At 71.7% G+C, this 26,130-nt stretch carries 20 protein-coding genes; 13 read left to right on the top strand and 7 right to left on the bottom strand.

Annotated elements, in window-relative coordinates:
• Positions 1-129: 129 nt before the first annotated feature.
• From ACFWTE_RS17030 to ACFWTE_RS17020, 3 genes are all read right to left on the bottom strand, one after another.
• Positions 130-1,764, bottom strand: coding sequence for a hypothetical protein (locus ACFWTE_RS17030; RefSeq protein WP_378780401.1), 1,635 nt, complete (start codon positions 1,762-1,764; stop codon positions 130-132).
• A 262-nt stretch (positions 1,765-2,026) separates the two neighbouring features.
• The gene (locus ACFWTE_RS17025) at positions 2,027-2,455 is read right to left on the bottom strand and encodes a YchJ family protein (protein WP_378780399.1); all 429 of its coding nucleotides are present in this window, start codon (positions 2,453-2,455) and stop codon (positions 2,027-2,029) included.
• A gap of 118 nt (positions 2,456-2,573) precedes the next feature.
• Complete coding sequence (locus ACFWTE_RS17020) at positions 2,574-3,428, bottom strand: alpha/beta hydrolase (protein ID WP_378780397.1); 855 nt, start codon at positions 3,426-3,428, stop codon at positions 2,574-2,576.
• Between the two features lie 526 nt (positions 3,429-3,954).
• Between ACFWTE_RS17020 and ACFWTE_RS17015 the strand changes: the two genes are divergently transcribed.
• Positions 3,955-4,374, top strand: a complete 420-nt coding sequence (locus ACFWTE_RS17015) for a Fur family transcriptional regulator (protein ID WP_378780396.1) — start codon at positions 3,955-3,957, stop codon at positions 4,372-4,374.
• 58 nt (positions 4,375-4,432) lie between these two features.
• Positions 4,433-5,938, top strand: coding sequence for a catalase (locus ACFWTE_RS17010; protein WP_378780395.1), 1,506 nt, complete (start codon positions 4,433-4,435; stop codon positions 5,936-5,938).
• A gap of 129 nt (positions 5,939-6,067) precedes the next feature.
• On the opposite strand, the gene ACFWTE_RS17005 is transcribed toward ACFWTE_RS17010, so the two are convergent.
• Positions 6,068-6,445 (bottom strand): ankyrin repeat domain-containing protein, encoded by a 378-nt coding sequence (locus tag ACFWTE_RS17005; protein WP_378780394.1) that lies wholly within the window; start codon positions 6,443-6,445, stop codon positions 6,068-6,070.
• A gap of 150 nt (positions 6,446-6,595) precedes the next feature.
• On the opposite strand from ACFWTE_RS17005, the gene ACFWTE_RS17000 reads away from it, so the two are divergent.
• Entirely contained in the window at positions 6,596-8,029 is a 1,434-nt protein-coding gene (locus tag ACFWTE_RS17000) for an acyl-CoA synthetase (protein WP_378780393.1), read from the top strand.
• Positions 8,030-8,256: 227 nt separating this feature from the next.
• Here the strand turns inward: ACFWTE_RS17000 and ACFWTE_RS16995 are convergent, their stop codons facing one another.
• Both ACFWTE_RS16995 and ACFWTE_RS16990 read right to left on the bottom strand, forming a co-directional pair.
• Positions 8,257-8,943, bottom strand: coding sequence for a glycoside hydrolase family 11 protein (locus ACFWTE_RS16995; RefSeq protein ID WP_378780392.1), 687 nt, complete (start codon positions 8,941-8,943; stop codon positions 8,257-8,259).
• A gap of 467 nt (positions 8,944-9,410) precedes the next feature.
• Positions 9,411-9,770, bottom strand: a complete 360-nt coding sequence (locus tag ACFWTE_RS16990; RefSeq protein WP_378780391.1) for an MmcQ/YjbR family DNA-binding protein — start codon at positions 9,768-9,770, stop codon at positions 9,411-9,413.
• A 458-nt stretch (positions 9,771-10,228) separates the two neighbouring features.
• On the opposite strand from ACFWTE_RS16990, the gene ACFWTE_RS16985 reads away from it, so the two are divergent.
• The 3 genes from ACFWTE_RS16985 to ACFWTE_RS16975 all read left to right on the top strand — a co-directional run bounded on the left by ACFWTE_RS16985 (position 10,229) and on the right by ACFWTE_RS16975 (position 15,510).
• Positions 10,229-13,555 carry an AAA family ATPase gene (locus tag ACFWTE_RS16985; RefSeq protein WP_378780390.1) on the top strand — a complete coding sequence of 1,109 codons (3,327 nt, stop codon included), beginning with the start codon at positions 10,229-10,231 and terminating at the stop codon, positions 13,553-13,555.
• A 426-nt stretch (positions 13,556-13,981) separates the two neighbouring features.
• Positions 13,982-15,043 carry a type III polyketide synthase gene (locus tag ACFWTE_RS16980; RefSeq protein WP_378780389.1) on the top strand — a complete coding sequence of 354 codons (1,062 nt, stop codon included), beginning with the start codon at positions 13,982-13,984 and terminating at the stop codon, positions 15,041-15,043.
• Between the two features lie 35 nt (positions 15,044-15,078).
• Positions 15,079-15,510, top strand: a complete 432-nt coding sequence (locus ACFWTE_RS16975; RefSeq protein WP_378780388.1) for a nuclear transport factor 2 family protein — start codon at positions 15,079-15,081, stop codon at positions 15,508-15,510.
• Between the two features lie 45 nt (positions 15,511-15,555).
• On the opposite strand, the gene ACFWTE_RS16970 is transcribed toward ACFWTE_RS16975, so the two are convergent.
• Positions 15,556-16,575, bottom strand: a complete 1,020-nt coding sequence (locus ACFWTE_RS16970) for a methyltransferase (protein WP_378780387.1) — start codon at positions 16,573-16,575, stop codon at positions 15,556-15,558.
• A gap of 577 nt (positions 16,576-17,152) precedes the next feature.
• Here ACFWTE_RS16970 and ACFWTE_RS16965 point away from each other — a divergent pair.
• The 7 genes from ACFWTE_RS16965 to ACFWTE_RS16935 all read left to right on the top strand — a co-directional run bounded on the left by ACFWTE_RS16965 (position 17,153) and on the right by ACFWTE_RS16935 (position 26,082).
• Positions 17,153-17,548 carry a hypothetical protein gene (locus ACFWTE_RS16965; RefSeq protein ID WP_378780386.1) on the top strand — a complete coding sequence of 132 codons (396 nt, stop codon included), beginning with the start codon at positions 17,153-17,155 and terminating at the stop codon, positions 17,546-17,548.
• Positions 17,549-18,077: 529 nt separating this feature from the next.
• Positions 18,078-19,676 (top strand): ABC transporter substrate-binding protein, encoded by a 1,599-nt coding sequence (locus tag ACFWTE_RS16960; protein ID WP_378780385.1) that lies wholly within the window; start codon positions 18,078-18,080, stop codon positions 19,674-19,676.
• Entirely contained in the window at positions 19,676-20,635 is a 960-nt protein-coding gene (locus tag ACFWTE_RS16955; RefSeq protein WP_378780384.1) for an ABC transporter permease, read from the top strand. The genes ACFWTE_RS16960 and ACFWTE_RS16955 overlap by 1 nt, the downstream gene beginning before the upstream one ends.
• Positions 20,632-21,540 carry an ABC transporter permease gene (locus ACFWTE_RS16950; RefSeq protein ID WP_378780383.1) on the top strand — a complete coding sequence of 303 codons (909 nt, stop codon included), beginning with the start codon at positions 20,632-20,634 and terminating at the stop codon, positions 21,538-21,540. The genes ACFWTE_RS16955 and ACFWTE_RS16950 overlap by 4 nt, the downstream gene beginning before the upstream one ends.
• Positions 21,537-23,375 (top strand): dipeptide ABC transporter ATP-binding protein, encoded by a 1,839-nt coding sequence (locus ACFWTE_RS16945; protein WP_378780382.1) that lies wholly within the window; start codon positions 21,537-21,539, stop codon positions 23,373-23,375. The genes ACFWTE_RS16950 and ACFWTE_RS16945 overlap by 4 nt, the downstream gene beginning before the upstream one ends.
• 50 nt (positions 23,376-23,425) lie before the next feature.
• A complete protein-coding gene (locus ACFWTE_RS16940) occupies positions 23,426-25,429 on the top strand; it encodes a CocE/NonD family hydrolase (protein ID WP_378780380.1) in 2,004 nt (667 codons plus the stop codon).
• Positions 25,426-26,082, top strand: a complete 657-nt coding sequence (locus ACFWTE_RS16935; protein WP_378780379.1) for a TetR/AcrR family transcriptional regulator — start codon at positions 25,426-25,428, stop codon at positions 26,080-26,082. The genes ACFWTE_RS16940 and ACFWTE_RS16935 overlap by 4 nt, the downstream gene beginning before the upstream one ends.
• Positions 26,083-26,130: the final 48 nt, after the last annotated feature.

Raw genomic sequence — 26,130 nt, 5'->3', positions numbered from 1 at the left:
CACCCATCCCATACGACAACGCCGTTCTCCACGACCAAGGGTCATGGAGAACGGCGTCACATGGGGCCAGAACCCGGAATTAACCAACAGCATCCGGGGGGGGTGGCGGGGCCCGGGGGCGTCTGGGGCCTAACCCAGCAGGGAGTTGACGAGGGGTCCGAACTCCTCGTCGGAGGTGTGCAGCGCGACCGACTTCGCCTCGTGGTCGATCTCGACGCCCACGGCCCGCAGGTCGGGCACCCCGTCCGGGCCCGTGCCCGAGTCCGGGTGCCACCAGTAGAGCTGCGCGCTGACGGGCTTGGCGGCGTCGGCGGTGAACCGCTCGGCGATCTCCTGGAGGTTCTCCATCGCCGCGAGGGGGTGGCCCCGGCCGATCGGGTGGGCGATGAGCACCTCGGGGGCGGGGAAGGCCACGAGGGCGCCGTGCGGGGCCTCGCCGAGGTGCCGGCCGAGGGTGTGCGCCTGCGCGGCCACGTAGGGGTGCTCTCCGCCGATGTGCACGAGGTGGGTGCCGTCGAGGTCGTGTTCGCTCACCTGCACGGGCTCGTCCAGGGATGCGGCCACGGCCTCGGCGAAGACCTCCTCGTCGGGGCGGCCGGTACGCTCGTGCGCCTTGCGGGAGAGGGGTTGCAGGGACTCGGGGCTGTCGACCACGACGGTCTGCCACAGGCCGGGCGCGATCTCGCGGGTGAGGAGCTCCTCCAGGACGCCCTCGGGGAAGGCGGTGGCGGGGTAGAGGCGGACGCGGAGCCCTCCGGCCCGCTCCGCGCCGGTGTCCCCGTCGGCGGCCGTGTCCCCGTCGGCGGCGCCGTCCTGCCGGGCGGCCCTGCCCAACTGGTCCACGGCCGCGCGGGCGAACCCGGCCGCGTGGTGCGCGACCTGGTCGGGGGCGGCTTCGGCCAGTGCGGAGCGGAACCCGGTGATGTCGGTGCTGGCCTGGTTGCCGTCGGGCAGCGGTACGACCAGCGTGTCCGCGTCCTCGAAGGAGACCTCGACCCCCTCTTCGCGGAAGGCGGCGACGAGTGCGAGGGCCACCGCGTCCCCGGGGTCGGGGGCGGCCGCGGGGGTTCCCTCGGGGGCGCCGCGCTCGCGGGCCGCGCGGGCCACGTAGGAGGCGAAGTGGGCGGCGAGGCCGGGGCGCTGCTCCGCCGGGAGGACGGCGGCCTGGTCGAAGGTCTCCCCCAGGTCGTTGTCCAGGAGGGGCCGGCCGTCGGGCAGCGAGACCCGCAGGCCGGTCGGCGGCAGGTACTCGGCGCTCAGCCCCTCGTCGGCGCACGCCTGGACCAGGGCGGCGCCGAACTCCGCGGTGATCTGCCCGGTCGGCAGCTCGGCTGCCTCCCGGAGCCTGGCGTGGAACCAGTCCGGGACGGCGTCGGCGTCGCGGGGGAAGCGCTCCAGTTCCTGGGCGTAGACGAGCGGGCTGGTGCCGGGGGCCAGCTCGGGTTCGGTGTCGTGGTTGTACTCGACGTTGAACTGGTGGGTGTGGTGCACCGAGAGGATCATGGAGAGCCAGGTGCCCTTGCCCTCCTGGAACCCGGCGCGCTTGAGGCCCTCGACCGCTTCGCCGACCCCGTCCGGCACCTCCAGTTGGCTGATCTGCCCGTCGGCGTCCTGCACGGCGAGGGTCTCGTCGGTGTGGGCGCCGATCACCCTGGTGAGGTAGGTGAGCTGCTGCCAGCCCTCGGGTGCGGCCGAGACGAGTCGGCCCGCGAGGTCCTGGAGGAGGGGGCCCTGTTCCAGCGGGCCCGGGGTCGAGGGATCCATGGTGCTCTCCGTGTCCGGTCGGCGACGTTCGCGCACCCTTCCTACCGTGTCGCGGGGACAGGGCGCGCCAGGGGCCGCGCCCGTCCGCGGTGCCTCCTCGGCCGCCCGGCCCGGTTGCCCCCGGTTTCCGGGGCCGGCGGGCCCGGTGGGTTGCCTGGGGGCGCGGCCGTGTGCGATCGGTCGGGGCGGGCCCAGGCGGGGCTCACTCCGGCGGGGCTCACTCCGGCGGGGCTCGCTCCGCCAGGGCTCACTCCGCCAGGGCTCACTCCGGCAGGGCGTCGAGGTAGACCCAGGCCCCGTCGTGGCGCAGGAAGCGGCTGTTCTCGACGAGTTCGCCCTCGCCGCCGTTCTCCCGGTAGAGGGCGCGGAAGGCGACCGTGCCCTCGTTGTGGAAGGGCGTGCCGCCGGTGGTGGAGAGGATGTCCAGGCGCACCCACCGCGTGCGGGCGTCGAGGTCGAGGACGGCGGGCCGGGTGCGGGGGTGCCAGCTGCGCAGGAGGTAGGCGCGGTCGCCGACGGCGAACGCGCTGTAGCGCGAGCGCATCAGCTGCTCGGCGGTGGCTGCGGACGCCGTCCCGCCGTGCAGGCGGCCGCAGCAGTCCCGGTAGGGCTCCGGCCTCCCGCAGGGGCAGGGGGCGTCGGCGTCCGCGGGCTGCGGTGTGGGGCGGGTGCGTGGGCTTCGCTGCGACATGCTCCCATTGTGGCCGCTCCGGGCCGCGGGCGGCCCGGAGCGGTACGCGCGGGACCGGGCGCGGTGCGCGTTCGCGAGGGCCGTGGCCCGCGCGGGGGGGGTGTGCCTCGGACGCGCCCTACGACAGGTTCCGCTGCCGGACGTCCCACTCGGTGGAGCACAGGCCGCAGTCGTCGCCGACGAACTCCTGGCCCGCCTGCGCGTCGCCCTTGAGCTGCCACTTGAGCCATGCGGTGCCCACCCGGCCGTACTCGCCGCCGTTGGGCTCGGCGAAGGTCCCGAAGTGGCCGACGTCGAGGTTGCCCATGAACGCGGGCAGGTCGGAGGGGATCCTCTCCCAGTCGTCGAGGGCGTTCTCGTAGGCGATGTCGGACGGCCCGCCGGCGAAGTAGGCGATCGGGGCGTGCAGGTCGTCGAGCAGGTGGTTGTCGGCGTCGCTCAGCAGGCCGCTGTTCCAGAGCACGGTGGTGGTGATCCGGGGGTCGTCGGCCACCTCGTAGGTCTCCAGGCCGCCGCAGGACTGGCCCATGACGGCGATGTTGCCGGTGTCGATCCGCCCCCGGTACTCGCTGAACAGGCGGCCGTTCTCCTGGATCGCCCAGTCGACGGCCTCGGTGAGCATCTCGGGGTCGGTGCGCCCCGTCCCGCCGGGGCGTCCGTTGGCGATGACCAGGAACCCGTGCGAGGCGAACTCGGTGAGGATGTTCTCGAACCAGGTCCCGTCCGCGCGGCAGGCGCCGTTGCCCCAGGCGACGACGGGCAGCGTCTCGTTGTCGGGCAGGTCGACGGGGCGGTAGATCGTGTGGTCGCGCAGGCGGATGGTGGTGACGTACTCGGCGTCGTAGGGGCCCGTTCCCGCCATGGTCCGCACGGGATCGGCTGCGGCCGTCGCGGGTGTCAGGGGGGCGAGGGTGGCGGCCAGCAGGCCGAGGAGGAGGGCTGCCGTCCGGCGACCCGGATATCGTGATCCCATTTCATGGCTCCTCAGGGTGTGCGACGAAGGCAGCGGGCTTTTTCCAGCACGCTGTCCACCGAATATTCGACACCGGAAAATGGATGTCAATCACACGCACCAAAAACAGGTAGGTCCACCGATGGCAGTGCTTCTGACCAGGCCGTCCTCGAATACCAGAAACACAGAACCCCGTGACCGGCCAATACTCCACCGCCCTGGTGATTCCACCCATCCTTTTCTGTTCGATCTCGCGATGCCTTCCCCTTCATCTGTGCCGTGGTCGGGGTCGGCGGCCGTCTCGTCCGGTCGAATTGCGCCTCCCCCGGGACCCTCGGCACCTGTCCGCGTCGGATGCCCGACGGTGGAGGCCGCGCGCCTCCGCCGCCCCGGGCCCCAGGGTGCGCGGGCGGTGCCACCGCCCGGGCCCCGGCCGCCACCTCCCGCGCCCGCGCCCGCGCCGTCGCGACCGGCCTGACCACCACCGGCTTCGGGACTTAGGCTCGCCTTTGTTGGAATCATTCCAGAAAAGTGCTTCAATGGGCGTATGCACCAGACGGAGACGGAGGCTCTCCTCCGGGAGGCCTCACTACGCGTGACCCGGCCACGGGTGGCGGTTCTGGAGGCTGTCGGGGCTCATCCGCACGCCGATGCCAGTGCCGTCCTCCAGGCGGTCCGCGGCCAGCTCGGTGCGGTGTCCACACAAGCGGTGTACGACGTGCTCAGGGCTCTGACAGACGCCGGGCTCGTCAGGCGGATCGAACCGGAGGGGTCGGCGGCGCGCTACGAGCGAAGGGTGGGGGACAACCACCACCACGTGGTCTGCCGCAGCTGCGGCGAGATCGCCGACGTGGACTGCGCCACCGGAGCCGCCCCCTGCATGACGGGTTCGCAGGACCACGGCTTCGCCATCGACGAGGTCGAGGTCACCTACTGGGGCGTATGCCCCGCCTGCCAGAAGGCCTGACACACGACCGGTGCTCCACCGCAGCACAAAGAGATCCCACCTTAGGACCGAGGAACGAATGTCGCACGACAACACCAAGCCGCTGACAACAGCCAACGGCGCCCCCGTCGCGGACAACCAGAACAGCCTCACCGCGGGCCCGCGCGGCCCGATGCTGCTCCAGGACCTGTGGTTCCTGGAGAAGCTCGCCCACTTCGACCGCGAGGTCATCCCCGAGCGCCGGATGCACGCCAAGGGTTCCGGCGCCTTCGGCACCTTCACGGTCACCCACGACATCAGCCGGTACAGCAAGGCCGCGATCTTCTCCGAGGTCGGCAAGCAGACCGAGATGTTCGCCCGCTTCTCCACCGTCGCCGGTGAGCGCGGCGCGGCCGACGCCGAGCGCGACATCCGCGGCTTCGCCCTGCGCTTCTACACCGAAGAGGGCAACTGGGACATCGTCGGCAACAACACGCCGGTCTTCTTCTTCCGCGACCCGCTGAAGTTCCCCGACCTCAACCGCGCCGTCAAGCGCGACCCGCGCACCAACATGCGCTCGGCCGAGAACAACTGGGACTTTTGGACCAACCTCCCCGAGGCCCTGCACCAGGTCACCATCGTCATGTCGGACCGAGGCATCCCCGACGGCTACCGCCACATGCACGGCTTCGGTTCGCACACCTTCTCGTTCGTCAACGAGGCCGGCGAGCGCTTCTGGGCCAAGTTCCACTTCCGCACCCAGCAGGGCATCAAGAACCTCACCGACGAGGAGGCCGCCAAGGTCGTCGCCGAGGACCGCGAGTCCTCGCAGCGCGACCTGTTCGAGGCCATCGAGCGCGGCGAGAACCCCAAGTGGACGTTCTACGTCCAGATCATGCCCGAGGCCGACGCCGCGGACTACCGCTTCCACCCCTTCGACCTGACCAAGGTCTGGTCCAAGAAGGACTACCCGCTGATCGAGGTCGGTGAGTTCGAGCTCAACCGCAACCCCGAGAACTACCACGCGGACGTCGAGCAGGCCGCCTTCACCCCGGCGAACATCGTCCCGGGTATCGGCATCTCGCCCGACCGCATGCTGCAGGGCCGCCTGTTCTCCTACGGTGACGCCGCCCGCTACCGCCTGGGCGTCAACCACCACCAGATCCCGGTGAACTACCCGCGCGGCGCCAAGCTGGTCAACACCTACCACCGTGACGGCGCCATGCGCGTGGACGGCAACCAGGGCGGCGTTCCCGGCATCGAGCCGAACTCCTACGGCCGCTGGCAGGAGCAGCCCCAGTTCGCCGAGCCGGCGCTGGCCGTGGGCGCGACCGCCGACCGGTTCGACTACCGCGAGGACGACGCCAACTACTTCGAGCAGCCCGGCAACCTGTTCCGCCAGATGACGCCGGAGCAGCAGCAGGTCCTGTTCGAGAACACCGCGCGTGCGATCGACGGTGCCTCGCAGGCCACCATCGAGCGCCACATCGGCAACTGCACGCAGGCCGACGCCGCCTACGGCGAGGGTGTGCGCAAGGCCATCGAGGCCCTCCAGGCCGGCAAGGTCGGGCAGACCGAGCCCAACCCGAACAACGCCCCGGCCTGACCCACACGCCTGAGCACCTGAGTGCCCGGACACCGAGCCGACGCGGTCCCGACCGCGTCGGCTCGGCCCGTTGCGGGCCCCGGTGTCAGGCGTCCACGGGCACGGGCCCGGGTCCGCAGCGGTGGGGGATCAGGGCAGCAGACCGGTGCGGCCGAACATCTCGGCCGCGGCCCGGGCGCTGGGCGTGCCCGCGTCGAGGTCGGCCCCGGCCGCGACGAGCGCCCTGACGACGCCCTCCTCCCCCTTGAACAGGGCTCCGGCCACGGGTGTCTGGTCCTTGTCGTTGCGCAGGTTCACGTCGGCGCCGCGGTCGACGAGGGCGAGGACCGTCGTCTCGTGGCCGTGGTAGGCGGCGAGCATCACCAGGGTGTTGCCCTGTTCGTCGCGGGCGTCGACGGGCAGGCCGTGGTCGAGGAACTCCAGCAGCTCCTCCGTTCCGCCCTCCCGGGCGAGGTCCATGGCCAGGGCGACGACCCGTGCGCTCTGCTCGGGTGAGAGTTCGTTCATGGGTTCCATGCTAGGAGTGGTCTCCCCCCTGACCCGACACGTGTTCGCCTCCCGGCGCGGTGAGGGTGCTCTCCCTTCTGGCGGTGGCGGCCGACGCCCTGTGGTGTACTGGCTCGCGACCGGATCGGAAGCGACGGACGGGAGCGGGGCATGCTGCTGAACCCCAGTGCGGGTGAGGGGTCCGCGGTGCGGGTCGGCGAGGCGGAGCTCGACCGCGAGGGGCTGTGGTCCGCGGCGGCCGCCGTCGCCGAACGGATCTGCGGGGCCGACGCCGTCGCCGTCCACGGCGAGGCCTCCCTGTCCACGGTCGTCGCCGTCGTCGGCGGCCTGCTGGCCGGGGTCCCCGTGGTCCCCGTCCCGGCGGACGCGGGAACGGTCGAACGCCGCCACATCGTGCGCGACTCCGGCGCGGCCCTGTGGCTGGGCGCCCCGCAGGAGGGCGTCGACCTGCCTGTCGTCCCGGTCGACCCGGCTGAGCGTTCCTCGTACACGGCCCCCGAGGCCCCGCCCGCGTCCGCCGCGCTGATCATGTACACCTCCGGGACCACCGGCCGGCCCAAGGGCGCCGTCCTGTCGCGGCGGGCCGTCGCCGCCGACGTGGACGCGCTCGCCGACGCCTGGGACTGGACCCGCGACGACGTCCTGGTCCACGGGCTCCCGCTGTTCCACGTGCACGGCCTGGTCCTGGGAGTGCTGGGGGCCCTGCGCGTGGGCAGCCCGCTGCTGCACACCGTCCGCCCCACCCCCGCCGCCTACGCCGCCGCGGCGAACGGAGGCGGCCGGCCCGCGGGAGGCGGCGCGGGCGGACACAGGCGCGGAACGCTGTTCTTCGGCGTGCCGACCGTGTGGTCGCGGATCGTCCGGGACCAGGACTGCGCCCGCGCGATGGCCGGTGCGCGGCTGCTCGTGTCCGGCAGCGCCGCGCTCCCCGACCCGGTGGCCGAGGGCCTGCGGGCGGCCTGCGGCCACAGCCCCGTTGAGCGGTACGGGATGACCGAGACCCTGATCACGCTGGCCGCGCGCGCCGACGCGCCCCGGCGCACCGGCTGGGTGGGGACGGCCCTGCCCGGTGTGGAGTCGCGGCTGCGCGGCGAGCACGGGGAGCCGGTCGCGTCGGACGGGGAGGCCATCGGTGAGCTCCAGGTCCGCGGCGCCACCCTGTTCGACCGCTACCTCGGTCTGCCGGAGGCCACCGCGGCGGCCTGGACCGACGACGGGTGGTTCCGTACCGGTGACGCCGCCGTGCTCGGCGGGGACGGCTGGCACCGGGTGGTGGGGCGGATGTCCGTCGACATGATCAAGACCGGCGGCTACCGGGTGGGCGCCGGGGAGGTGGAGTCCGCGCTGCTCGGCCACCCCGCGGTGCGCGAGGCGGCAGTGGTGGGCGAGGCCGACGACGACCTGGGCCAGCGGATCGTCGCCTACCTGGTGGGTGACGGCGTCGACCCGGGGTCCGTCATCGACCACGTCGCCGCCCAGCTGTCGGTGCACAAGCGCCCGCGTGAGGTGCGGGTGGTGGACGCGCTCCCCCGCAACGCGATGGGCAAGATCCAGAAGAACCTCCTGGGCGGTACCCACCTCTGACCCCCTCCCCCAGAGGGTGGTTTCCTCCGGGGCTCCTTCGGAGTCGGATCGACGTGTCGGCCGGGTTGGAGGGCACCGGTGGCGCGGCGAGCGGGGCCGCCGCACCACCGGTGCGGTGTGGGGTGGTGTCGGACGGGTGCTGCGGGGGCTCGGCGTTCAGCGCGCGCCGGGGGCCGAGGGACGGCCGGGGGCGGTCACCGTGCGGCCCCGCACCGGAGGCGGGGTCCTCATCCGCTCACCGTGAGGTGGGAGTTGCCGCTGCTCCGGTACCCCTCCGTCGCGAGGATCATGTAGTAGTTGAAACTGCCCAGCCCCATACCGGCGTTGTTCCACGCGTCGAAGTGGTTGCCGCTGGTGATGGTCCCGCCGGTCCTCCTCGACTGCCGTACGCTCCAGTACTGGGGGAAGGTCCGGGTGCCCTCGACGGAGGGCGCGTTGTAGCGCATCGTGCGGTAGAGGTCGTAGGTGCCGCCGTCGGAGTGGACCGTTCCCCGGTACTCCCCCGTGGGCCGGTACGTCCCGTAGTTGTCGACGACGTAGTACTCCACCAGCGGGTTCGACGTCCACCCGTACAGGCACAGGTAGCCGTTGCCGGACGGGTTGAAGCTGCCCGAGTAGTTCACGTTCCTGCGGCCGCCGTTGCCCCAGCCCTTGCCGCAGACGAAGTTCCCGGTGTTGCTCCACGAGGTGCTGTAGCTGCCTCCGGACCCCAGCGTCATGGAGACGGAGCCGCCCCCGTCGGTCCAGAAGGAGTAGTAGTACCCGCCGTGGTTGCCGGTCTGGTTCTGGGTGATGGTCGTCAGGGCGTGGGCGGGGCCGGACGCCACCACGGGCGCCACCATCGCCAGGGCGCCGACGCCGCCTATACCGATGAATCTTCTGCGGTCGAACGGGCGGTCGGGGGTGTCGGTCATGGTCGCTCTCCTCTTCGTGAGGCCGGCGCGGGGCCGGGCGGCGCGGTACGGCCCGACGGGGACGGCGGCGACCGGGGGCGGTCGCCGTACATCGGCGCCGTACGACGCGGGGGGAACGGCGGAGTGCCGTGACCGGCAGTATTCGTCCGCATCCGCGGGGTTGTCAATGGTTTCCGAAATGTTTCGTAAAGTGACTCACGCCCGAAGGCATGGAAACCCCAGCTCAATACCGCCGTGGACAGCAAAATCTGTATCGACTCATGGAAGGGCGCCACCGGAAGCGGGAACTCAGGCCCGTTTCCTCGAAAGTTTTCGAACCATTCGGGCTGGACCGGTCGGGTATTTCGGGGGAAGCCGGCGCACGCGGGCCCGGCCTGGCCACCCCTCCAGGGCCGTGAGCGGAGAGTTCTACACCGGACCGGAGCAGCCGTCGGTCTCCGGGGAACTCCCCGCTGGTTCGTCCCGGATCAGGCCTCGATCAGGGCCGCCGGGGTCGGAGGGGTGGTGAGTAGTTCCTCGGGCGCTGTCAGGTACCAGGCCTCCAGGGTGAGCTCGCTGAGCTCCTCCAGGTCGATCCCGTCGAGGTGGACGACCACCCAGCCGAACCCTCCCGCGGTGAACTGCACCTCGAACACCTCGGGCCGCTCGGCCACGAGTGCGGTCTGTTCCAGCAGGGTCTGTTTCAGCCCCACGGTGGCGGTGTCCGGCCACAGGTAGCCGAACGGCCTACCGCGCACACGGAAGGTCGTGTACCGGTCCGACTCCGTGTACTCGCACTCCGGCAGTGCGCGCACCAATGGCAGAAACCGCTCGATCTCAACACCCATGGTGTGAGACAACCACATCCCACCGACACCGCGTCCCGGGGAGGGCCCCTCACACCGGCCGCACCGGAGTTCCGGCGGCTGGGAACGGAGGTTCTCGGCCACGACCCCGCACACCGTGCGCAGAGCTCCCGGCCGGGTGGGGTTCTCGGTGATCCCGCGCCTGCGCCCGACCGATACGTGTGGTCCCCAACCGAAGGGAACGCACCGGCGTCACGGGCTAAACCAACGCCTTCCTGGGCAGGCCCACCCGTCGGGCCCGCACCCGGTGGGGCCTCTCACCTCGAAGGGTGGGGCGAGCCGGCTGTCGTTCGGCGGGACCCTGGCACGGGCAGGGACAGCTGGGACCGAACGCAGGAACGCGGTCTGCGCCACGGAACGCACAGCGGCCGATACGGTACATGTCGCATGCCCTCCGCACAGCCCGCGCAGCCGGGCCACACACCCCCGGGAGCCGATGGATGTACACGGTCCGAGTCTCGCAGACCAACCCCTACGCCTTTTCCAGCCTGGGTGCGGCGCTGCGGGACCCGAGGTACGCAAACCGTGACCTGTACCTGCACGTCGAGCCGGGCCACTACTCGGAGTCCGAAGTGATCGGTGTGAAGCAGCACGTCATCGTGGTGCCCACCCACGGACCCGGCACCGTGACGGTTTCGGCGGGTGCCACGAATGTGTTCAACGTGCGCAAGGGGCGGCTGGAGCTGCACGGTGTGCGCGTGCGCAACACCACAACCGAGTACCCGCCCGTGTACGCACACCCGAAGGTCTCGTTCAAGGCCGTCGACTGTTCCTTCTTCTCGGACTCTCGGATACACGCCAAGGAGGCGAGAGTCGAGTTCTTCAACTGCTCGTTCGAGGGTGGAGGCGTCTACGCGATCAACTCCACAGGGAAGATGGGCGACTGCGGTTTCACCAAGGCAGTGCTCACCATCACGGGACCTGGGACGCCCGACGTCGCGAGAACCACCTTCGCCGGTGGCCACGACACGTGGCACACCCTGTACGTCGCCAATGCCTCCCCCTCGATCACCGACTGCACGCTGACCGACTGCGGCGGGGATACGGTCCAAGCGGTCCACGTGCAGGATTCCGCTGCTCCGAGGTTCACGAACCTGGCGATCACCGGAGACCGGGGCTGGCCAGTACGGGTGACCGGGCGCTCCAAGGCGGAGTTCACCCGCCTGCGGGTGAACGGTGGTCGTGCGGGCGGCGACTCCGTGTTCGCCTGGGACGAATCCGAGATGACTGTCTCCGATGTTCGCATCACCAACGCCAAGGGCAACGCCCTGGCGGTCCGGGAGGGCTCGCTGACCGTCCGCGACCTCGTCGTCGAGGACGCGGGCCAAGCCGGCCTCTGCGGGGAAAACGCAAAGGTCAGCGGTGAAAGGCTGTCCTTCGCCCGCGTCTCCGGGGCCGGGATCTACCTCACCGGGTGCCGGACCGCGCTGTCGGATGTCGAACTACGTGAGAGCCCTCCGGAGGCGCTGGAGAAAACGGCTGCGTTCGTCGCACACAAAGGACGGTTCGAGGTCACCCGGTTGCGTGCCTCACAGTCGACGATGATGGCGTACATCCTGGACGCGCGGGGCAGCTTGACCGATCTGGACGGGGAAGATGTCGAGGGCGGCCTCCTGGTCACCGAGGACAGCACGGTCACGGTGAACGCCATGGCGATCACCAACTGCAGGGGCAACGCGCTGTACCTCAATGACGGGTCCACAGCCGAGGTCGACAAGGCCCGGCTCTCGGACTGCACTCCACACGGGGTGCACGTGCGGGGCGATTCGCGGCTGGTCCTGCGCTCATCGGCGGTGAGCGGATGTGCGTCGGCCGGGATCGCCGCAACGGAAGGGGCCGTGGTCACGTTGGAGGACACCACGGTCCGGGACGGGAAGAGTTCCGGTCTGACTGTGCACGACACCAGTCGCGTGCGCCTGGTGAGGTGCACGGTCTCCGGTAACGCTGACGAAGGGGTGAACTCCGCAACGACCGCGATCGTGCAGGTCGAGGACACGGAGATCACCGGGAACGGGGACAAGGACCAGGTCAGGGCCCAGGTCCCGGGTGGCGCGGAAACGGTCCGACCGGACGTGCCCGAGGGGCAGGCCCGGCCGTTGGAGGAACTACTGGCCGAGCTGGACGCGATGACGGGGCTGGACGGTGTGAAGAAGGAGGTTCGCTCCCTCGCCAACTTCCAACAGGTCAGCGCCAAGCGTGTGGCGGCGGGGCTGCCCGCGTTCAACGTCAGCCGCCACCTCGTCTTCTCGGGGCCACCCGGAACCGGCAAGACCACCGTGGCCCGGCTCTATGGACAGATCTTGCGCGCACTTGGTGTACTGGAGAGCGGGCAGTTCGTGGAGGCGGCACGCCCCGACCTCGTGGCCGAACACCTGGGCGGCACCAGCGCCAAGGTCACCGAAGTGGTCGAACAGGCCCGGGGCGGTGTCCTGTTCGTCGACGAGGCATACGCGCTGTCCCGCAAGTTCGGCAGCGGTTCCGACTTCGGCCAGGAAGCCATCGACACCCTCATCAAGCTGATGGAGGACCTGCGGGAGGAGATCGTCATCGTCTTCGCCGGGTATTCGAGCGAGATGCGCGGCTTCCTCGACACGAACCCAGGGCTGCGGTCGCGGGTCGCCCGGACCATCGAGTTCGAGAACTACTCGCCCGAGCAGCTCACCACGATCTTCACGGGGGCGGCGGAGAAGCAGGGTTACGCCCTGGGGGAAGGCGTGCGGGACCTGGTCACCCGGCACTTTCAAGCACAGAAGCGCGACGAGACCTTCGGCAACGGGCGCGAGGCGCGCCGTATGTTCGAGGAGACCGTCCAGGCCCAGGCCACCCGGATCGTCGACGGAGACTTCTCCTCGTCGGAGGATCTGTCTCTGATCCTGCCCGAGGACCTCTCAGGAGTCGTGGACAGAGGCCTCTCCTCCCGGGTCGGGGAGAGCCCGAGGGATGCTGGCCAAGTCAAGGATCTGCTGGGACGGCTGGACGCCATGGTGGGTCTTGCGGCAGTGAAGCGCGAGGTCACCGACCTCACGAACCTGCTCTCGGCCGGCCGTCGGCGTCAGGCGGCCGGGCTGGCGGCCCCGCTGCCCTCGCGGCACCTGGTCTTCGCAGGAGCTCCGGGCACGGGCAAGACCACGGTCGCGCGGGTCTACGGGGAGCTGCTGGCCGCGCTGGGGGTGCTCTCCCAGGGACAGGTGGTGGAGGCCAGCCGGGCCGACCTGGTGGGGTCGTACGTGGGCCACACAGCCCAGCGCACGCGCGAGGTGTTCGACCGCGCACGGGGCGGTGTGCTGTTCATCGACGAGGCGTACACGCTCGTCCGTCCCAGTGGAGACGTGGACTACGGGCAGGAAGCCGTGGACACGCTCCTGAAACTGATGGAGGACCACCGCGACGAGGTGGTGGTGATCGCCGCCGGCTACACCCGGGAGATGCGCGACTTCATGTCAAGCAACCCGGGGTTGGAATCGCGGTTCTCCCGCACAGTGGAGTTCGTCCCCTACGCGCCGGACGAGCTGGTGCGAATCTTCGTCGGGATGGCCGAGGGCAACGACTTCCTGGTGCCGAAACAGACCCGGGAAGCGCTGGACGCGCTGGTGGCCGAACAGGCTGGGGGGTTCGCGAGCGGCAACGGACGCGCGGTCCGCAAGTTGTTCGAGGAGAGTGTGACCCAGCAGGCGAGACGGATCGAAGCGGCGGCCGTGGCCGGGGAGGACCTCGGTGTGACGGAGTTGCAGACTCTGCGCCCAGAGGACGTCGTGGGCTTCCGGTAGGTCTCGCGAAAGACCGACGGGGAGGATTCGGCCGGCCCTCCGTGCCGGGACATGTCCACCAACCGTGGTTCTCCCCACGCCGGGGGTGCCGGAGGAGGCCGCTCCCCCCGGGCTCGACCGATTCCGGTTCCGCGAGGAAGTGGAGTCTGGTGGCCTTCCTGAGGCCTGGGTTCACCAGCAGACACGTTCCCCGCCCCGGCACCACTCTTGGAGCGGAACCGCCGCACCGGATGCGGCGCGGGAACACATACCTGCTCCGCCGCAAGGAAAGCAGACCCGGCCCTGGTCACGGGGCGTTTCGCGATTCTGGGTAGAGCAGTACACGGGTGGGAAGGGCTGGGACACGTTCCGCGACCGGAACGAGCGGCGGGCGCCCGGTGATGGCGGTGGTGCGGCGTACACCGGGGCGGCGAGGAGGCTTCTGGTATGGAAGCGGTACAGATCAGCAGTATCCACACGGCCCTGCCGGCCGCTGCCCTGGACCAGGCGGAACTGACCGGCCTGCTGCCCGCCGAGCACGCCGGGGACCAGGTTCTGCACAAGATCCTGGCGGGTTCGGGAATCCGCAGACGCCACCTGGTGATCGACCCCAGGGTCGAGGACGTCTCGCACTGGTCCACGGCCCCCCGAATGCGCCGGTTCCAGGAGGAGGGCCTGCCCCTGGCGACGGAAGCGGTCGGGGGAGCACTCGACCTGGCCGGGGTGCCGGCGAAGGAGGTCGGTCTGCTGTGCCTTGTCTCCTCGACCGGTTACGGAACCCCCGGGGTCGACTCCCGGCTGCTCCGGGACCTGGGGATGCGCCCCTCCACACGGCGGCTCGTGGTCGGCCACATGGGATGCTTCGCCGCGCTTCCCGGTCTGGCCGCGTGTGTGGACTTCGCCGGATGCCACCCGGAGCCCGCGGTACTGCTCAGCCTCGAACTGTCCTCGTTGCACCTTCAGCCCCCGCCCTGGGACACGGAGCAGTTCGTCATCAACTCCCTGTTCGGTGACGCGGCCGTGGCCCTGGTCGTCGAGGGGGACGCAGGCCGGTCGGCAAGCACCCGGTCCGCACCGGTCGTGCTGGACCTGGCCTCCCACACCGACCAAGGGCACGAAGAGCACATGACGTGGGAAGTCGGAGACCAGGGCTTCAGGATGGGGCTCTCCGCGGCCATCCCCGACCTGATCGCCACCTGTCTGCCCGGACTGGTCACCGATCTGCTCTCCCCGCACGGACTGACTCCGGGGGGTATCGGCTGGTGGGCGGTCCACCCCGGGGGGCGGCGCATCATCGACGCCGCCGAGAAGAGCCTCTCCCTCGGCCCTTCGGCGACCCGGGCCTCCCGACACGTCCTCCAGGAGTACGGGAACTGCTCCTCCGCCGGGCTCCCGCTCGTCATCGCCGAACTCCAGAACACCACGCCGCTGGCGCCCGGACAACACGGGGTCGCCATGACGTTCGGCCCCGGGCTGACCCTGTACACCGCCCTGCTGCGGGGCAGGTGAACCACGCCGTCGGACCGGAGAATACGGGAGGGACCGTGCACGAGGAAGCCGCGCGCCTGCGTTCGCTGTTCGACCGCGCCGACATCTGCGACCTGCTGGCCGAGTTCGTCCGCTGCCTCGATGACCGGGACTTCGCCGGATACGCCGCGTTGTTCACCGAGGACGGGGTCCTGCGCATGCCGGGAGCGGAGCACAGCGGCCGCGCCGGCCTTGCCGAGTATGTGGCGGCCGACCTGGGGCGCTACCACCGGACCCACCATCTGAGCGCGAACCACCGGGTGGAGGTCAGCGGGGACCGTGCCACCTCCCGTTCCTCCATGCACGCCGTCCACCTTCGCAGTGCGGACGACCCCGGGGACTGGTGGTCGGTCGGTGGCCGGTACGACAACACCTACCGGCGGGTGGGCACGACCTGGCTGATCCGATCGGTGGACATCACCCCGGTCTGGCTGGGCCAGGGGCGCTGACCCCGGCGCCCGGCCTCCTCGGCGGAGGGGCGCGCCGGGAGCGGTTCACCGGGGGGCCGCCTCGACGAGGCTGTGCGGCGAAGACGTCGGGACCACGCGTTCGAGCCCCAGGCCGGCCCCGGCCAGCAGCTCGGCGAACTGCTCCTCGGTGCGTTCCCGCCCGCCGGAGAGGACGAGCATGGACAGGTCCATGGCCTTTCCCGGGTGGGAGGTGCCGTCCGAGGGCAGCACCGACTCGATGACGAGGAGTTTCGCGTCCTCGCCCATGGCTCTGCGGCAGCCGCGCAGGAGGGCGGTCGCACGTTCGTCGGACCAGTTGTGCAGGACCCACTTCAGTACGTAGAGGTCACCGCCCGCCGGTACCTCGCGGAAGAAGTCCCCGCCGACCACCGAACACCGGCCGGCCAGGCCCTCGTCCCGGGTCCTCTCCCGTGCGGCATCCACGACCCCGGGGGTGTCGAAGAGGATTCCGCTCGCGCCGGGCTCACGGTGCAGGACCGCGCTCAGCAGAGCCCCTGAACCGCCCCCGACGTCGACGATGCGGGAGGCGCCCGCGAAGTCGTAGGCGTCGAGCACCGCGGGCACCGCGACACGGGTCAGTTCCCGCATCGCCTCGTCGAACAGGCGCCCGTGTTCGGGGTGGTGCGCCATGTAGTCGTAGATGTGCTCTCCCGCGACCTCCGGGAAGGTGGCCTCACCGGTGCGCAGGCTGTGCCGGACCCCGCCCAGGACCAGTGGGGCGACCGTTCCCGCCAGGGCCAGGACCGAACGCACGGAGGCCGGGTGGTCGGAGCGCAGCGGACCGCCCATCGCCGTCAGCCCGAAGACACCGGGCCCGGTCTCGTGGAAGATCCCGCGGGAGGCCAGCAGCCGCATCAGGCGGTGGAGGGCCCCGGGGTCGGAGTCCGTCCGCTCCGCCAGGTCCTCGGCCGGGCACGGCCCCGAGGCGAGCAGGTCGGCAAGCCCCAGTTCGGCCGCGATCTGCAACGCCCGGGCGTGGACGATCTCGTCCCCCAGGTCGAGCAGGGCGTAGGCCCGCTCCTGATCGGTTCTGTCACCGGCCACGCGTTCCCCCTGACCCTTCGACGCCGGCCCCTCGTCCGGGGCGCGCTGTGCGGTGCCCGGTACCTGCCCCGGGGTGGGTGGTCCAGGGGGCGGGCACCGGGGCGGCAACGGCACCCTGACGGGACCGGTCCTGCCCCGGGACGCCTCTCCCAGCCTCCCGGAAGACCCGTCGGCCACCTGCCGGACTACCGCCGACTGTAGGTTCCCGCGGGTGTGGGCGCGGGCAGGGCCCGCGTGTGGCGTGTCGGCGGCGAAGAGGTGTCCCCGCCGGGCGTGGTGGAGGCCTTCCCACCCGGGTAGGGCGGGGGTTCGGCGGGTCGAGCGGGCTGAGCCCGTGGCTCGCGGTCTCCGTCGGTGACCGCGAGTGTGCGGGCGAGGCGTCACCGCTCGCGTCCGCGATGCCGGGAAGCCGAGCATCGAGGCCCCGAGGCATCCACCCGATCGCTGGTGGTGACCAGGATCCCCTGGCCAGCACGAACATCATCGCCCACCGGGAATGCGACAGCCCTGACAGCCGACCAGATCCGGCAACCGACTAGAATAAAACGAAACGGTGGACTTCAGTAGAAAGCAAGACATGCGTGCTGAATACCTGACGGTGGAGCAGTGGAGGACCATCGCGATCGCGTGCACCCTGCTGGTACCCCTTTCTGTTTACTTTGTCGGCAGGCATCTGAAATCCTCTCTGCTCGCGTTCGGGCTTATGGCGCTCCTCGGGGCCGGGACCATCCTGCTGGGGACCGGCCAGCGGGGGAATACGGGGTACGAGGCCCTGGTGCTGTACACCGCCGCGGTCCTGCCCCTGGCCGTGCTGATACTCCCCTTCCGCCCCGTGGTGGTGGCGGCGCAGCAGAAGGAGACGGCCGGCGAGGAGTACGAGCTCTCCCTGCGGGAGAAATGGATGCTCTACAGCTATGCGACGCTGGTGTTCGTCCTCGCGGGCTTCGCCGCGTTCTGGATTCTGGCCGAATAGTGCTGTGACCGGAAAGGTTCGCTACTCCACCCCTCCTGTCGTGATCTTGTACTTGTAGCGAGTTCGGGTGCCCGAACCCGCTACAAGTACAAGATCATCCGGGGCGGACCCCCTTGCGTCACATCGGAAACGTTTGTGGTCAGCCCACTGGATTCGGCATACCCTTTCCCCGAGAAAGGTCGGACCGACGCCCGCGTGTGTGTCGAGGCCGCGCAGGGCCGGGAACGCCCAAGCGCCGGTGACCCACGCGGGGATGTGCCGCCCCGCCCAGGCGCGGCCCGCCTCGGGCCCGGCCGCGCCGGGCCACGCACTCCGACCACCGCGCACCGCCGTCACATGACGCAGGCCCCGCCCGGCCCTCCCCCACGCGCCCGACCTGCGGTGATCCGTGGCGGAGACACGTGGCCGGTTTCATTTACCCGCTCTGCCGCCCGTTGAACCATCGGCGTCCGACCTCTATCGTGCAAGAATCGCATCAATCGTTCACTGAACGATTAACCTGTTCGCAGCACACCACGGAAGGCAAGACATGCCGCGTTCACCGGGGGCCGGGGGCGCCCCGCCGCGGATCCCGCGCAGAACCGCCCTGTTGGGGGGAGCCGGGGCGCTCGGGGCCGCGGTCCTGCTCCCCGGCTGCGCCGCGTCCGGTCAGCAGGCGGCGCCGGCGCTCCCCGAGGCCGCCGCCACGGGCGCCACTGCCGACGGCGGCGTGCTGCGCATGGCCCGGCCGCCGGCGTCGCAGGCCGAGACCCTGGACCCGGCCAGCTCCCTGTCGGCCTACGAGTACCTCGGGGCCCTGTACAACCGGCTGGTCCGGATGGACCAGGACGGGCAGACCGTGCCCGACCTGGCCACGGGGTGGGAGTCCGACGACGCCGGCCTGGTGTGGACCTTCCGGCTGCGCGACGGGGTCCGCTTCCACGACGGCCGCCGCTTCACCTCCGCGGACGCCGCCTACACGCTCCGCCGGATCGTCGATCCCGACCTGGCCTCGCCGCAGGGGACGGTCCTGGGCCCGCTGATCGACCCGGGCCGGGTGCACACCCCCGAGCAGGGCGTGCTGGTGGTCGAGCTCACCACGCCCAACTTCGAGTTCCCGGCGCTGCTCACCAACTACAACTGCTACGTCGTCCCCGACGGTGACGGCGACACGATCGGCGCGACCGGCATCGGCACCGGGCCCTTCCGGCTCGACTCCTTCTCCCCCGGCGGCAGGGGCAGGATCGTTGCCCACGACGACCACTGGGAGGGGCCGCCCGCCCTGGACGCCATCGAGATGTTCTCGATGACCGACATCCAGGCGCGGACCAACGCGCTGCTGGCCGGCCAGGTCGACCTGATCTCGCAGACCAACCTGGACTTCGCCACCGCCCGCGTCGTGGAGGCCTCCGACCGCGCGACCATCGCGCGCTCGGTCAACGCCCAGTGGTACGTGCTGCCGATGCTCACCACGGTCGAGCCGTTCACCGACGCGCGCGTGCGCCGGGCGATGAAGCTGGCCTACGACCCCCGGCACGTCATCGACGTGGCCCTCCAGGGCACCGGCGTACCGGGCAACGACAACCCGGTCCCGCCCGGCACGCCCTACTGGACCGACTACGCGGTCGAACACGACCCGGACCGGGCCCGGGCGCTGCTCGCCGAGGCCGGGCACGAGGGCCTGGGTGTGGAGCTCTACACCTCCGGTTACGACCCGGTGTTCACCCCGATGGCACTGGCCTACCGCGACTCCGTGGCCGAGGCCGGGATCGACATCACCGTCCGCAACACCTCGGCGGACTCCTACTACACCCAGATCTGGATGCAGAAGCCGCTGATGGCGACGTACTGGTACACCGGGCGGCCGGCCGACCAGCTGCTCAACCAGGTTTTCCGCAGCGGCTCCTCCTACAACGAGACCGCCTGGGCCGACGGCGCCTTCGACGACCTGCTCGACGCCGCCCGCGCCACCGCCGACGAGGACCGCCGCCGCACCCTGTACCAGGACGCCCAGCGGATGGTCGTGGACGAGGGCGGCGCGATGACCCCGATGTTCGCCGACCGGCTGGTCGGCCTCTCCCGGAACGTCCTCAACTACCACGAGTCCGGGTTCGAGTTCGACTACCTCAACATCGGATTGAGGCCCTGATGATCGTCTACACCTCCAGGCGGCTGCTGTCCGCGGCCGTCACCGTGCTCCTGGCGTCGGTGATCGTGTTCGCCGCCGTCCAGCTGCTCCCGGGCGACGTGGCCACGCAGGTGCTCGGCCAGGACGCCACCCCCGACGCCGTGGCCGCGCTGCGCGAGCAGATGGGGCTGAACCGTCCGGCCGTCCTGCGGTTCGCCGACTGGATCGCCGGTGCCGTGCGCGGCGACTTCGGGGTGTCCCTGGTGTCCGGTGAACCCGTCGCCGCGACCCTGTGGCTGCACCTGCGCAACACCATGCTGATCGCGGTCGCCACCGTCGCCGTCGCGGTCACCTCCTCGATCGTGCTGGGCGTCGTCGCCGGCCTGTACCGGGACCGCTGGCCGGACACGGTGATCTCCACCCTGACGCTGGTCGGGATGAGCGTGCCGGAGTTCGTCGTGGCGACCCTGCTCGTGCTGGCGCTGTCCATCACCGTGCCGGTGCTGCCGGCCGTGGTCCTGGACGAGGCGTCCGCGCCGGTCCTCGACCTGCTGCCCGCGGTCGTCCTGCCCACCATCGCGCTGTCGGTGGTGATGACCGCCTACATCGTGCGGATGACCAGGACCAGCGTCATCGACGTCATGGAGAGCGGGTTCGTAACCACCGCGCGGCTCAAGGGCCTCGGCACCCTCCGGGTCGTGGTGCGCCACGCCCTGCCCAGCGCGCTGCTGCCCACGCTGAACGTGATCGCGATCAACGTGGCGTGGCTGGTCGGCGGTGTGGCCGTGGTCGAGAACGTCTTCAACTACCCCGGCGTCGGCCGGATGCTGCTGGAGGCCGTGCACAACCGCGACCTGCCGGTCCTTCAGGCCATCGCCGTGGTCAGCGCGGCCGTGTACGTGCTGTGCAACCTCGCCGCCGACCTGGGGGCGATGGCGCTCAATCCGCGCCTGCGCACCGGAGAGAGGAGTGCCCGATGACCGACTCCCCACGCAAGTCCGCCGGGCCCGCCCGAACAGCCGGAGCCACCAGGGCCGCCGGGACGGTCCGCGTGACGCTGCGCTCGCTGGCGCGGTCCACCCCCGCCGTGGTCGGCCTGACCCTGGTCGCCCTGCACGTGCTGCTGGCTCTGTTCGCGCCGCTGCTCACCTCGTACTCCCCCACGGTCAACGACCCCGGCAGCGCGCTCCTCGGACCGGGTGCCGAGCACTGGGCCGGCACCGACGCCTACGGCCGCGACGTGGTGAGCCGGGTGCTGTACGGCGGCCGCTACGCGCTGACGGTGTCGTTCGCCGCGACCGCCTGCGCGGTGGCGCTGGGGACCGTCGTGGGCTGCGCGGCCGCGCTCAGGGGCGGCTGGGTGGACGACGCGCTGATGCGCGTGCTGGACGCGGTCCTGGCCATTCCGCCGATCCTGGCGCTGCTCGTCGTGGTGACCGTGCTCGGGGCGGGCCCGGCGGTGATCGTCCTCGCCGTGACCGTGGTCTACGCGCCCCAGGTGGTGCGTGTGGTGCGCGCCGCCGCGCTCGGTGTGGCCCCGCTCGACTACGTGACCGCCGCGCGGGCGCGCGGTGAGCGCACCGTCTCCATCCTGGTCCGCGAGGTCCTGCCGAACATCGCGCACGTGGTGTCGGTGGAGTTCGCGATGCGCGCCTCGTGGGTGGTGCTGCTGATCAGCTCGCTGTCCTTCCTCGGGTTCGGCGCCAACCCGCCCACCCCGGACTGGGGGCTGATGGTCGCCGAGAACCGCACCGCCATGGTCGTGGTGCCGTGGGCGACACTCGCCCCGATCATCGCCCTGGCGACCCTGGTCGTGGGGCTGAACCTGTCCGCCGACGGCCTGTCCCGGGCCTGGGGCGTCGACCGCGTGGAGGAGAGCTCATGAGCAGCGCCGAGTCCGGGCCCCTGGTGCGGGTCGAAGGGCTGTCCGTGGCCTACCGTTCCGGCGGTGGCGACGTGACCGTGGTTCGCGAGGTGTCCTTCGAGGCTGCGGCCGGGGAGACGGTGGCCGTGGTCGGCGAGTCCGGCAGCGGCAAGTCCACCGTCGCCGGGGTCCTGCTCGGCCACCTGCGGCACGGCTCCCGGGTCACCGGCGGCCGGGTGGTCGTCGACGGCAAGGACGTCCTGTCCCTGGACCAACGGGGCCTGCGGGAGCTGCGCACCCGCGACATCGCGATGGTGGGGCAGAACGCGGGGCACGCCCTCACGCCGTCGATGCGTGTCGGTACGCAGATCGAGGAGTCCCTGCTCGCGCAGGGGCTGACGCGCGCGCGACGGCGCGAGCGGGTCCGCTCGCTGGTGGAGAAGGTCGGGCTGCCCGATCCCGGGGGGATCGTGCGCCGGTACCCGCACCAGCTCTCCGGCGGGCAGCAGCAGCGGGTGGCGATCGCCATGGCGCTGGCGGCGCGGCCGAAGGTGCTGGTGCTGGACGAGCCCACGACCGCTCTGGACGTGGTCACCCAGGCGCGGATCCTGGACCTGGTGGCCGGGTTGGGCGAGGAGTTCGGTCTGACGTCGGTCCTGGTCAGCCATGATCTGGGGGTCGTGGCCCGGATGGCCGGCCAGGTCGTGGTCATGCGGGAGGGCGAGGTCGTGGAGGCGGCCGGCGCGGCCGAGCTGTTCGACGCGCCGCGGCACCCGTACACGCGCCGCCTGCTCGCGAGTGTGCCGAGGGTCAGCGACCGGGGGCTGGCCGAGGTCGCCGAGGACGGGACGCGGACCGTGCGCGAGCGCGTGCCGGTCCCCGACGACGCGCCCGAGGTGGTGTCCCTGCGCGACGTCACGATCGACTACGGGGCGCACCGGGCCGTCGGCGGAGTCTCACTCGGGTTGCGCCGGGGCGAGGTGCTGGCCCTGGTCGGGGAGTCGGGCAGCGGGAAGTCGACGCTGGCCTGGTCCCTGGCGGGCCTGCGCGCACCCTCCTCGGGAACCATGCGCCTGTTCGACGCGGACGCCGACGGCGCCGGGAACGGGCGCCGGGGCGGCGACGGCGACCTGGCCGCGTCGGCGCGGCGGCGTCCGCCGGGGGTCCGCCGCCGCGTCCAGCTCGTGTTCCAGAACGCCGACACCTCCCTCAACCCGCGGCGGATCGTCCGCGAGGCGGTGCGCCGGCCGCTGCGGTTCTTCGGCCTGGCCGGGCGCGCCCGCGCCGACGACCGGGCGCGCGAGCTGATCGCGGACGTCGCCCTGGACCCGGCGCTGTCGGACCGGCTGCCCGGGCAGCTCTCCGGCGGACAGCGCCAGCGCATCGGCATCGCCCGTGCCCTGGCCGGGGACCCGCGCGTGGTGGTCGCCGACGAGGTCACCACGGCGCTCGACGTGTCGGTCCAGGCGTCCGTGCTCGCCCTGCTGGACGACCTGCGCACCGAGCGGGACCTGGCGTTCGTCTTCATCAGCCACGACCTGGCGGTGGTGCGCGGGATCGCCGACCGGGTCGCGGTGATGCGGGACGGGCTGGTCGTGGAGGAGGGCCCGGTCGCGGCGGTCTTCTCCGGACCCAACCACCCCTACACCCGGCGGCTGCTGGACGCGGTCCTGGAACCGCGGCCGGTCGGGGAGGGCGGGGACGGCGGCGCGACCGCGGGGGCGTCCGCGCCGACCGGGGACGCGCCCGCCCCGCCCGAGGACCGGGCGGGGGTCCCCGACCCGCAATGGATCGACCTGGGCGGCGGCCACCGCATCCGCCGGTGGGACGCCGACGGCTCCGACCGGCGGTCCTGACACACGGTCCCGTCGCGTACGGGGCCCACACGAGAGACGAACGGGGGAACATGCGCTACCGAGAGGACTTCGCGCGCGACGTCGAGGTCCGCGAGGACTGGATCCCGATGGCCGACGGCACGCGGCTGCACGCACGCGTGTGGCTGCCGTCGGACGCCCTGGCGGACCCTGTCCCGGCGCTGCTGGAGTACCTGCCCTACCGCAAGGGCGACTGGACGTCGCCGCGTGACGCCCAGCGCCACCCGTACTACGCGGGCCACGGCTACGCGTCGGTGCGGGTGGACCTGCGGGGGTCCGGGGACTCCGAGGGCGTGATGCTCGACGAGTACGCCGAGCAGGAGACCGCCGACGGGGTCGCGGTCGTGGAGTGGCTCGCCGCGCAGCCCTGGTGCACCGGCCGGGTGGGGATGTTCGGCATCTCCTGGGGCGGTTTCAACTCGCTCCAGGTCGCCGCCCGGCGCCCGGAGCCGCTCAAGGCGGTCGTCACGGTGTGCTCGGCCGACGACCGGTACGACAACGACGTTCACTACATCGGCGGGTCGGTGCTGGGCATCGACATGGCCGGCTGGTCCGGCACGATGCTGGCGTTCACGTCGCGTCCGCCGGATCCGCTCACGGTCGGCGACGCGTGGCTGCCGATGTGGAGGGAGCGCCTCGACGCGCTGGAGCCGTTCGTCCACACCTGGCTGGACCACCAGACCCGGGACGACTACTGGCGGCACGGGAGCGTGTGCGAGGACTACTCCGCGATCGACGCCGCGGTGCTGGCCGTCGGCGGCTGGGCCGACCCCTACCGGGACACGGTGCTGCGGCTGGTGGAGCACCTGCCCGGCCCGGTGCGCGGCCTGCTGGGGCCCTGGGCGCACCAGTACCCCGACATCGCGCGGCCTCCCGGCCCGCACATCGGCTTCCTCCAGGAGACCCTGCGCTGGTGGGACCACTGGCTCAAGGACGCGGACAACGGCGCCATGGACACCCCCCGGCTGCGGTCGTGGGTGCAGGAGCCGGTGCCGCCGGCGACCGCCTACACGGAGCGGCCCGGCCGGTGGGTCACTGACAACGCCTGGCCCTCCCCGGCCACCCTCTGGTCCGAGCAGGCGCTCGGCGGGGAGGGCGGCGCGCCGGTGACGGTGCACAGCCCCCAGCACACGGGCGTCGACGCGGGCCGGTTCTTCCCCTACGGCAACGCCACCGACCTGCCTCCCGACCAGCGGGAGGAGGACGGGCGGTCGACGTGCTTCGACGGTGGTCCGCTGGCCGAGCGCGTGGAGATCCTGGGCCGGGCGCGGGTCCGCCTGCGGCTGGACGCCGACAGGCCCAGGGGCACCGTGATCGTGCGCGTGTGCGACGTCGCCCCCGACGGGGCCTCGACCCTGGTCACCCGCGGTGTGCTGAACCTGGGCAGCCGGTACGGCCGGGACCGGTCGGTGCCGTGGAAGCCGGGCAACCCCGAGGACGTGGAGGTGGAACTCACCGGGACGGGGTACGCGTTCCCCGCCGGGCACCGGATCCGCGTCGCGGTGTCGACCGCGTACTGGCCGTGGGTGTGGCCGCAGCCGGACGACCCGGCCCTGACCGTGTGGCCCGACCGGAGCGTGCTGCTGCTCCCGGTACGGCCCGCGGGCACGGACGGGGGGCGTGCGCCGGTGGAGTTCGACGAGCCGGAGCAGGCGCCGCCGCTGGCGGTGGAGCTGGGCACGTCGCAGGCCCGGCCCGAGCGCCTGGTGTCCCACGATGTGGGGACCGGCGAGTGGGTGCTCGACGTCGATCCCAACTACGGGGGGTCGCGCACCTACCCCAACGGGCTCGTGTACACGGAGAGGGCGCGGGAACGGTACCGGATCCGGTTCGACGACCCGTTGTCGGCCATGGCAGGATCCGAGTGGGAGATCACCATGCGCCGGAAGGACTGGGACGTTTCCGTGCGGACGTCGAGCGAACTGACCGCCACCGCGGACCACTTCGTCGTGCACAGCACGGTGGAGGCCCGCTCCGGCGGCGAGGTCGTCGCCACACGGCGCTGGCACCGCGAGATCCCCAGGACCGCGGGATGAGCGGCCCGGCCGAGGGGGCGCCGGGGGCGAGGCGCCGCGCGGTCGCGCCGGACAAGCGCACGCGCCAGCCCACCGAGGTGCGGCGGCGCCTCATTTTGGAGGCCGTGGTGCCGCTGGTGATCGAGCGCGGGGCGAGCCGGGTGGGCGTGCGCGACATCGCCCGCGCGGCGGGGGTGTCCGTCGGCACGGTCACGTACCACTTCGGCGGCGTGCGGGAGATCCTCAGCGAGGCGGTGTCGATCGAGATCGACGCCTACTACCGCCCGCTCGGTGAGCGGATGCTGGCGTGCGCCACCGCCGCGGAGGGGCTGACCACGCTCATCGAGGGCGTGTTCAGCGCGCAGACCGACCGGCACTGGCGGCTGTGGTTCGACAACTGGGCGGCCGACGCCAGCCTGGAGCCGGACTCGCGCCAGCACCGCCGGTACGAGGAGTGGTCGGACCGGGTGGCCGAGCTGATCGCCCGGGGCCGCGACCAGGGGGAGTTCCGCTGCCCCGACGTCGCCGAGACCACCACCCGCTTCAACGCCCTGGTCGACGGTCTGGCCCTGCGCCGCCTGCGCGGCGCCCCGCCGCTGAGCATCGGGCAGGCCCGCGCCCACCTGCGGCGCTTCCTGGCCGCGGAGCTGGGCCTGGGGTCCTCCCCGGCCTGAACCGCACGGGCCGGTCCCTGCCTCCCGCCGCCCGGGGGGGGAGGGCCG

Source organism: Nocardiopsis sp. NPDC058631, from assembly GCF_042716955.1.
Lineage (GTDB): Bacteria > Actinomycetota > Actinomycetes > Streptosporangiales > Streptosporangiaceae > Nocardiopsis.
Note: the sequence above shows the minus strand (reverse complement) of the source record. Positions and strands in the feature narration are given on the sequence as shown.

Coding starts and splice junctions, on each gene's coding strand:
- ACFWTE_RS16965 (WP_378780386.1), top strand. CDS start 17,153: ATGCGTGCTGAATACCTGACGGTGGAGCAGTGGAGGACCATCGCGATC.
- ACFWTE_RS17015 (WP_378780396.1), top strand. CDS start 3,955: ATGCACCAGACGGAGACGGAGGCTCTCCTCCGGGAGGCCTCACTACGC.
- ACFWTE_RS16950 (WP_378780383.1), top strand. CDS start 20,632: ATGACCGACTCCCCACGCAAGTCCGCCGGGCCCGCCCGAACAGCCGGA.
- ACFWTE_RS17025 (WP_378780399.1), bottom strand. CDS start 2,455: ATGTCGCAGCGAAGCCCACGCACCCGCCCCACACCGCAGCCCGCGGAC.
- ACFWTE_RS17005 (WP_378780394.1), bottom strand. CDS start 6,445: ATGAACGAACTCTCACCCGAGCAGAGCGCACGGGTCGTCGCCCTGGCC.
- ACFWTE_RS17010 (WP_378780395.1), top strand. CDS start 4,433: ATGTCGCACGACAACACCAAGCCGCTGACAACAGCCAACGGCGCCCCC.
- ACFWTE_RS16990 (WP_378780391.1), bottom strand. CDS start 9,770: ATGGGTGTTGAGATCGAGCGGTTTCTGCCATTGGTGCGCGCACTGCCG.
- ACFWTE_RS16980 (WP_378780389.1), top strand. CDS start 13,982: ATGGAAGCGGTACAGATCAGCAGTATCCACACGGCCCTGCCGGCCGCT.
- ACFWTE_RS17000 (WP_378780393.1), top strand. CDS start 6,596: ATGCTGCTGAACCCCAGTGCGGGTGAGGGGTCCGCGGTGCGGGTCGGC.
- ACFWTE_RS16935 (WP_378780379.1), top strand. CDS start 25,426: ATGAGCGGCCCGGCCGAGGGGGCGCCGGGGGCGAGGCGCCGCGCGGTC.
- ACFWTE_RS16940 (WP_378780380.1), top strand. CDS start 23,426: ATGCGCTACCGAGAGGACTTCGCGCGCGACGTCGAGGTCCGCGAGGAC.
- ACFWTE_RS16995 (WP_378780392.1), bottom strand. CDS start 8,943: ATGACCGACACCCCCGACCGCCCGTTCGACCGCAGAAGATTCATCGGT.
- ACFWTE_RS16955 (WP_378780384.1), top strand. CDS start 19,676: ATGATCGTCTACACCTCCAGGCGGCTGCTGTCCGCGGCCGTCACCGTG.
- ACFWTE_RS16985 (WP_378780390.1), top strand. CDS start 10,229: ATGTACACGGTCCGAGTCTCGCAGACCAACCCCTACGCCTTTTCCAGC.
- ACFWTE_RS16945 (WP_378780382.1), top strand. CDS start 21,537: ATGAGCAGCGCCGAGTCCGGGCCCCTGGTGCGGGTCGAAGGGCTGTCC.
- ACFWTE_RS17030 (WP_378780401.1), bottom strand. CDS start 1,764: ATGGATCCCTCGACCCCGGGCCCGCTGGAACAGGGCCCCCTCCTCCAG.
- ACFWTE_RS16960 (WP_378780385.1), top strand. CDS start 18,078: ATGCCGCGTTCACCGGGGGCCGGGGGCGCCCCGCCGCGGATCCCGCGC.
- ACFWTE_RS17020 (WP_378780397.1), bottom strand. CDS start 3,428: ATGGGATCACGATATCCGGGTCGCCGGACGGCAGCCCTCCTCCTCGGC.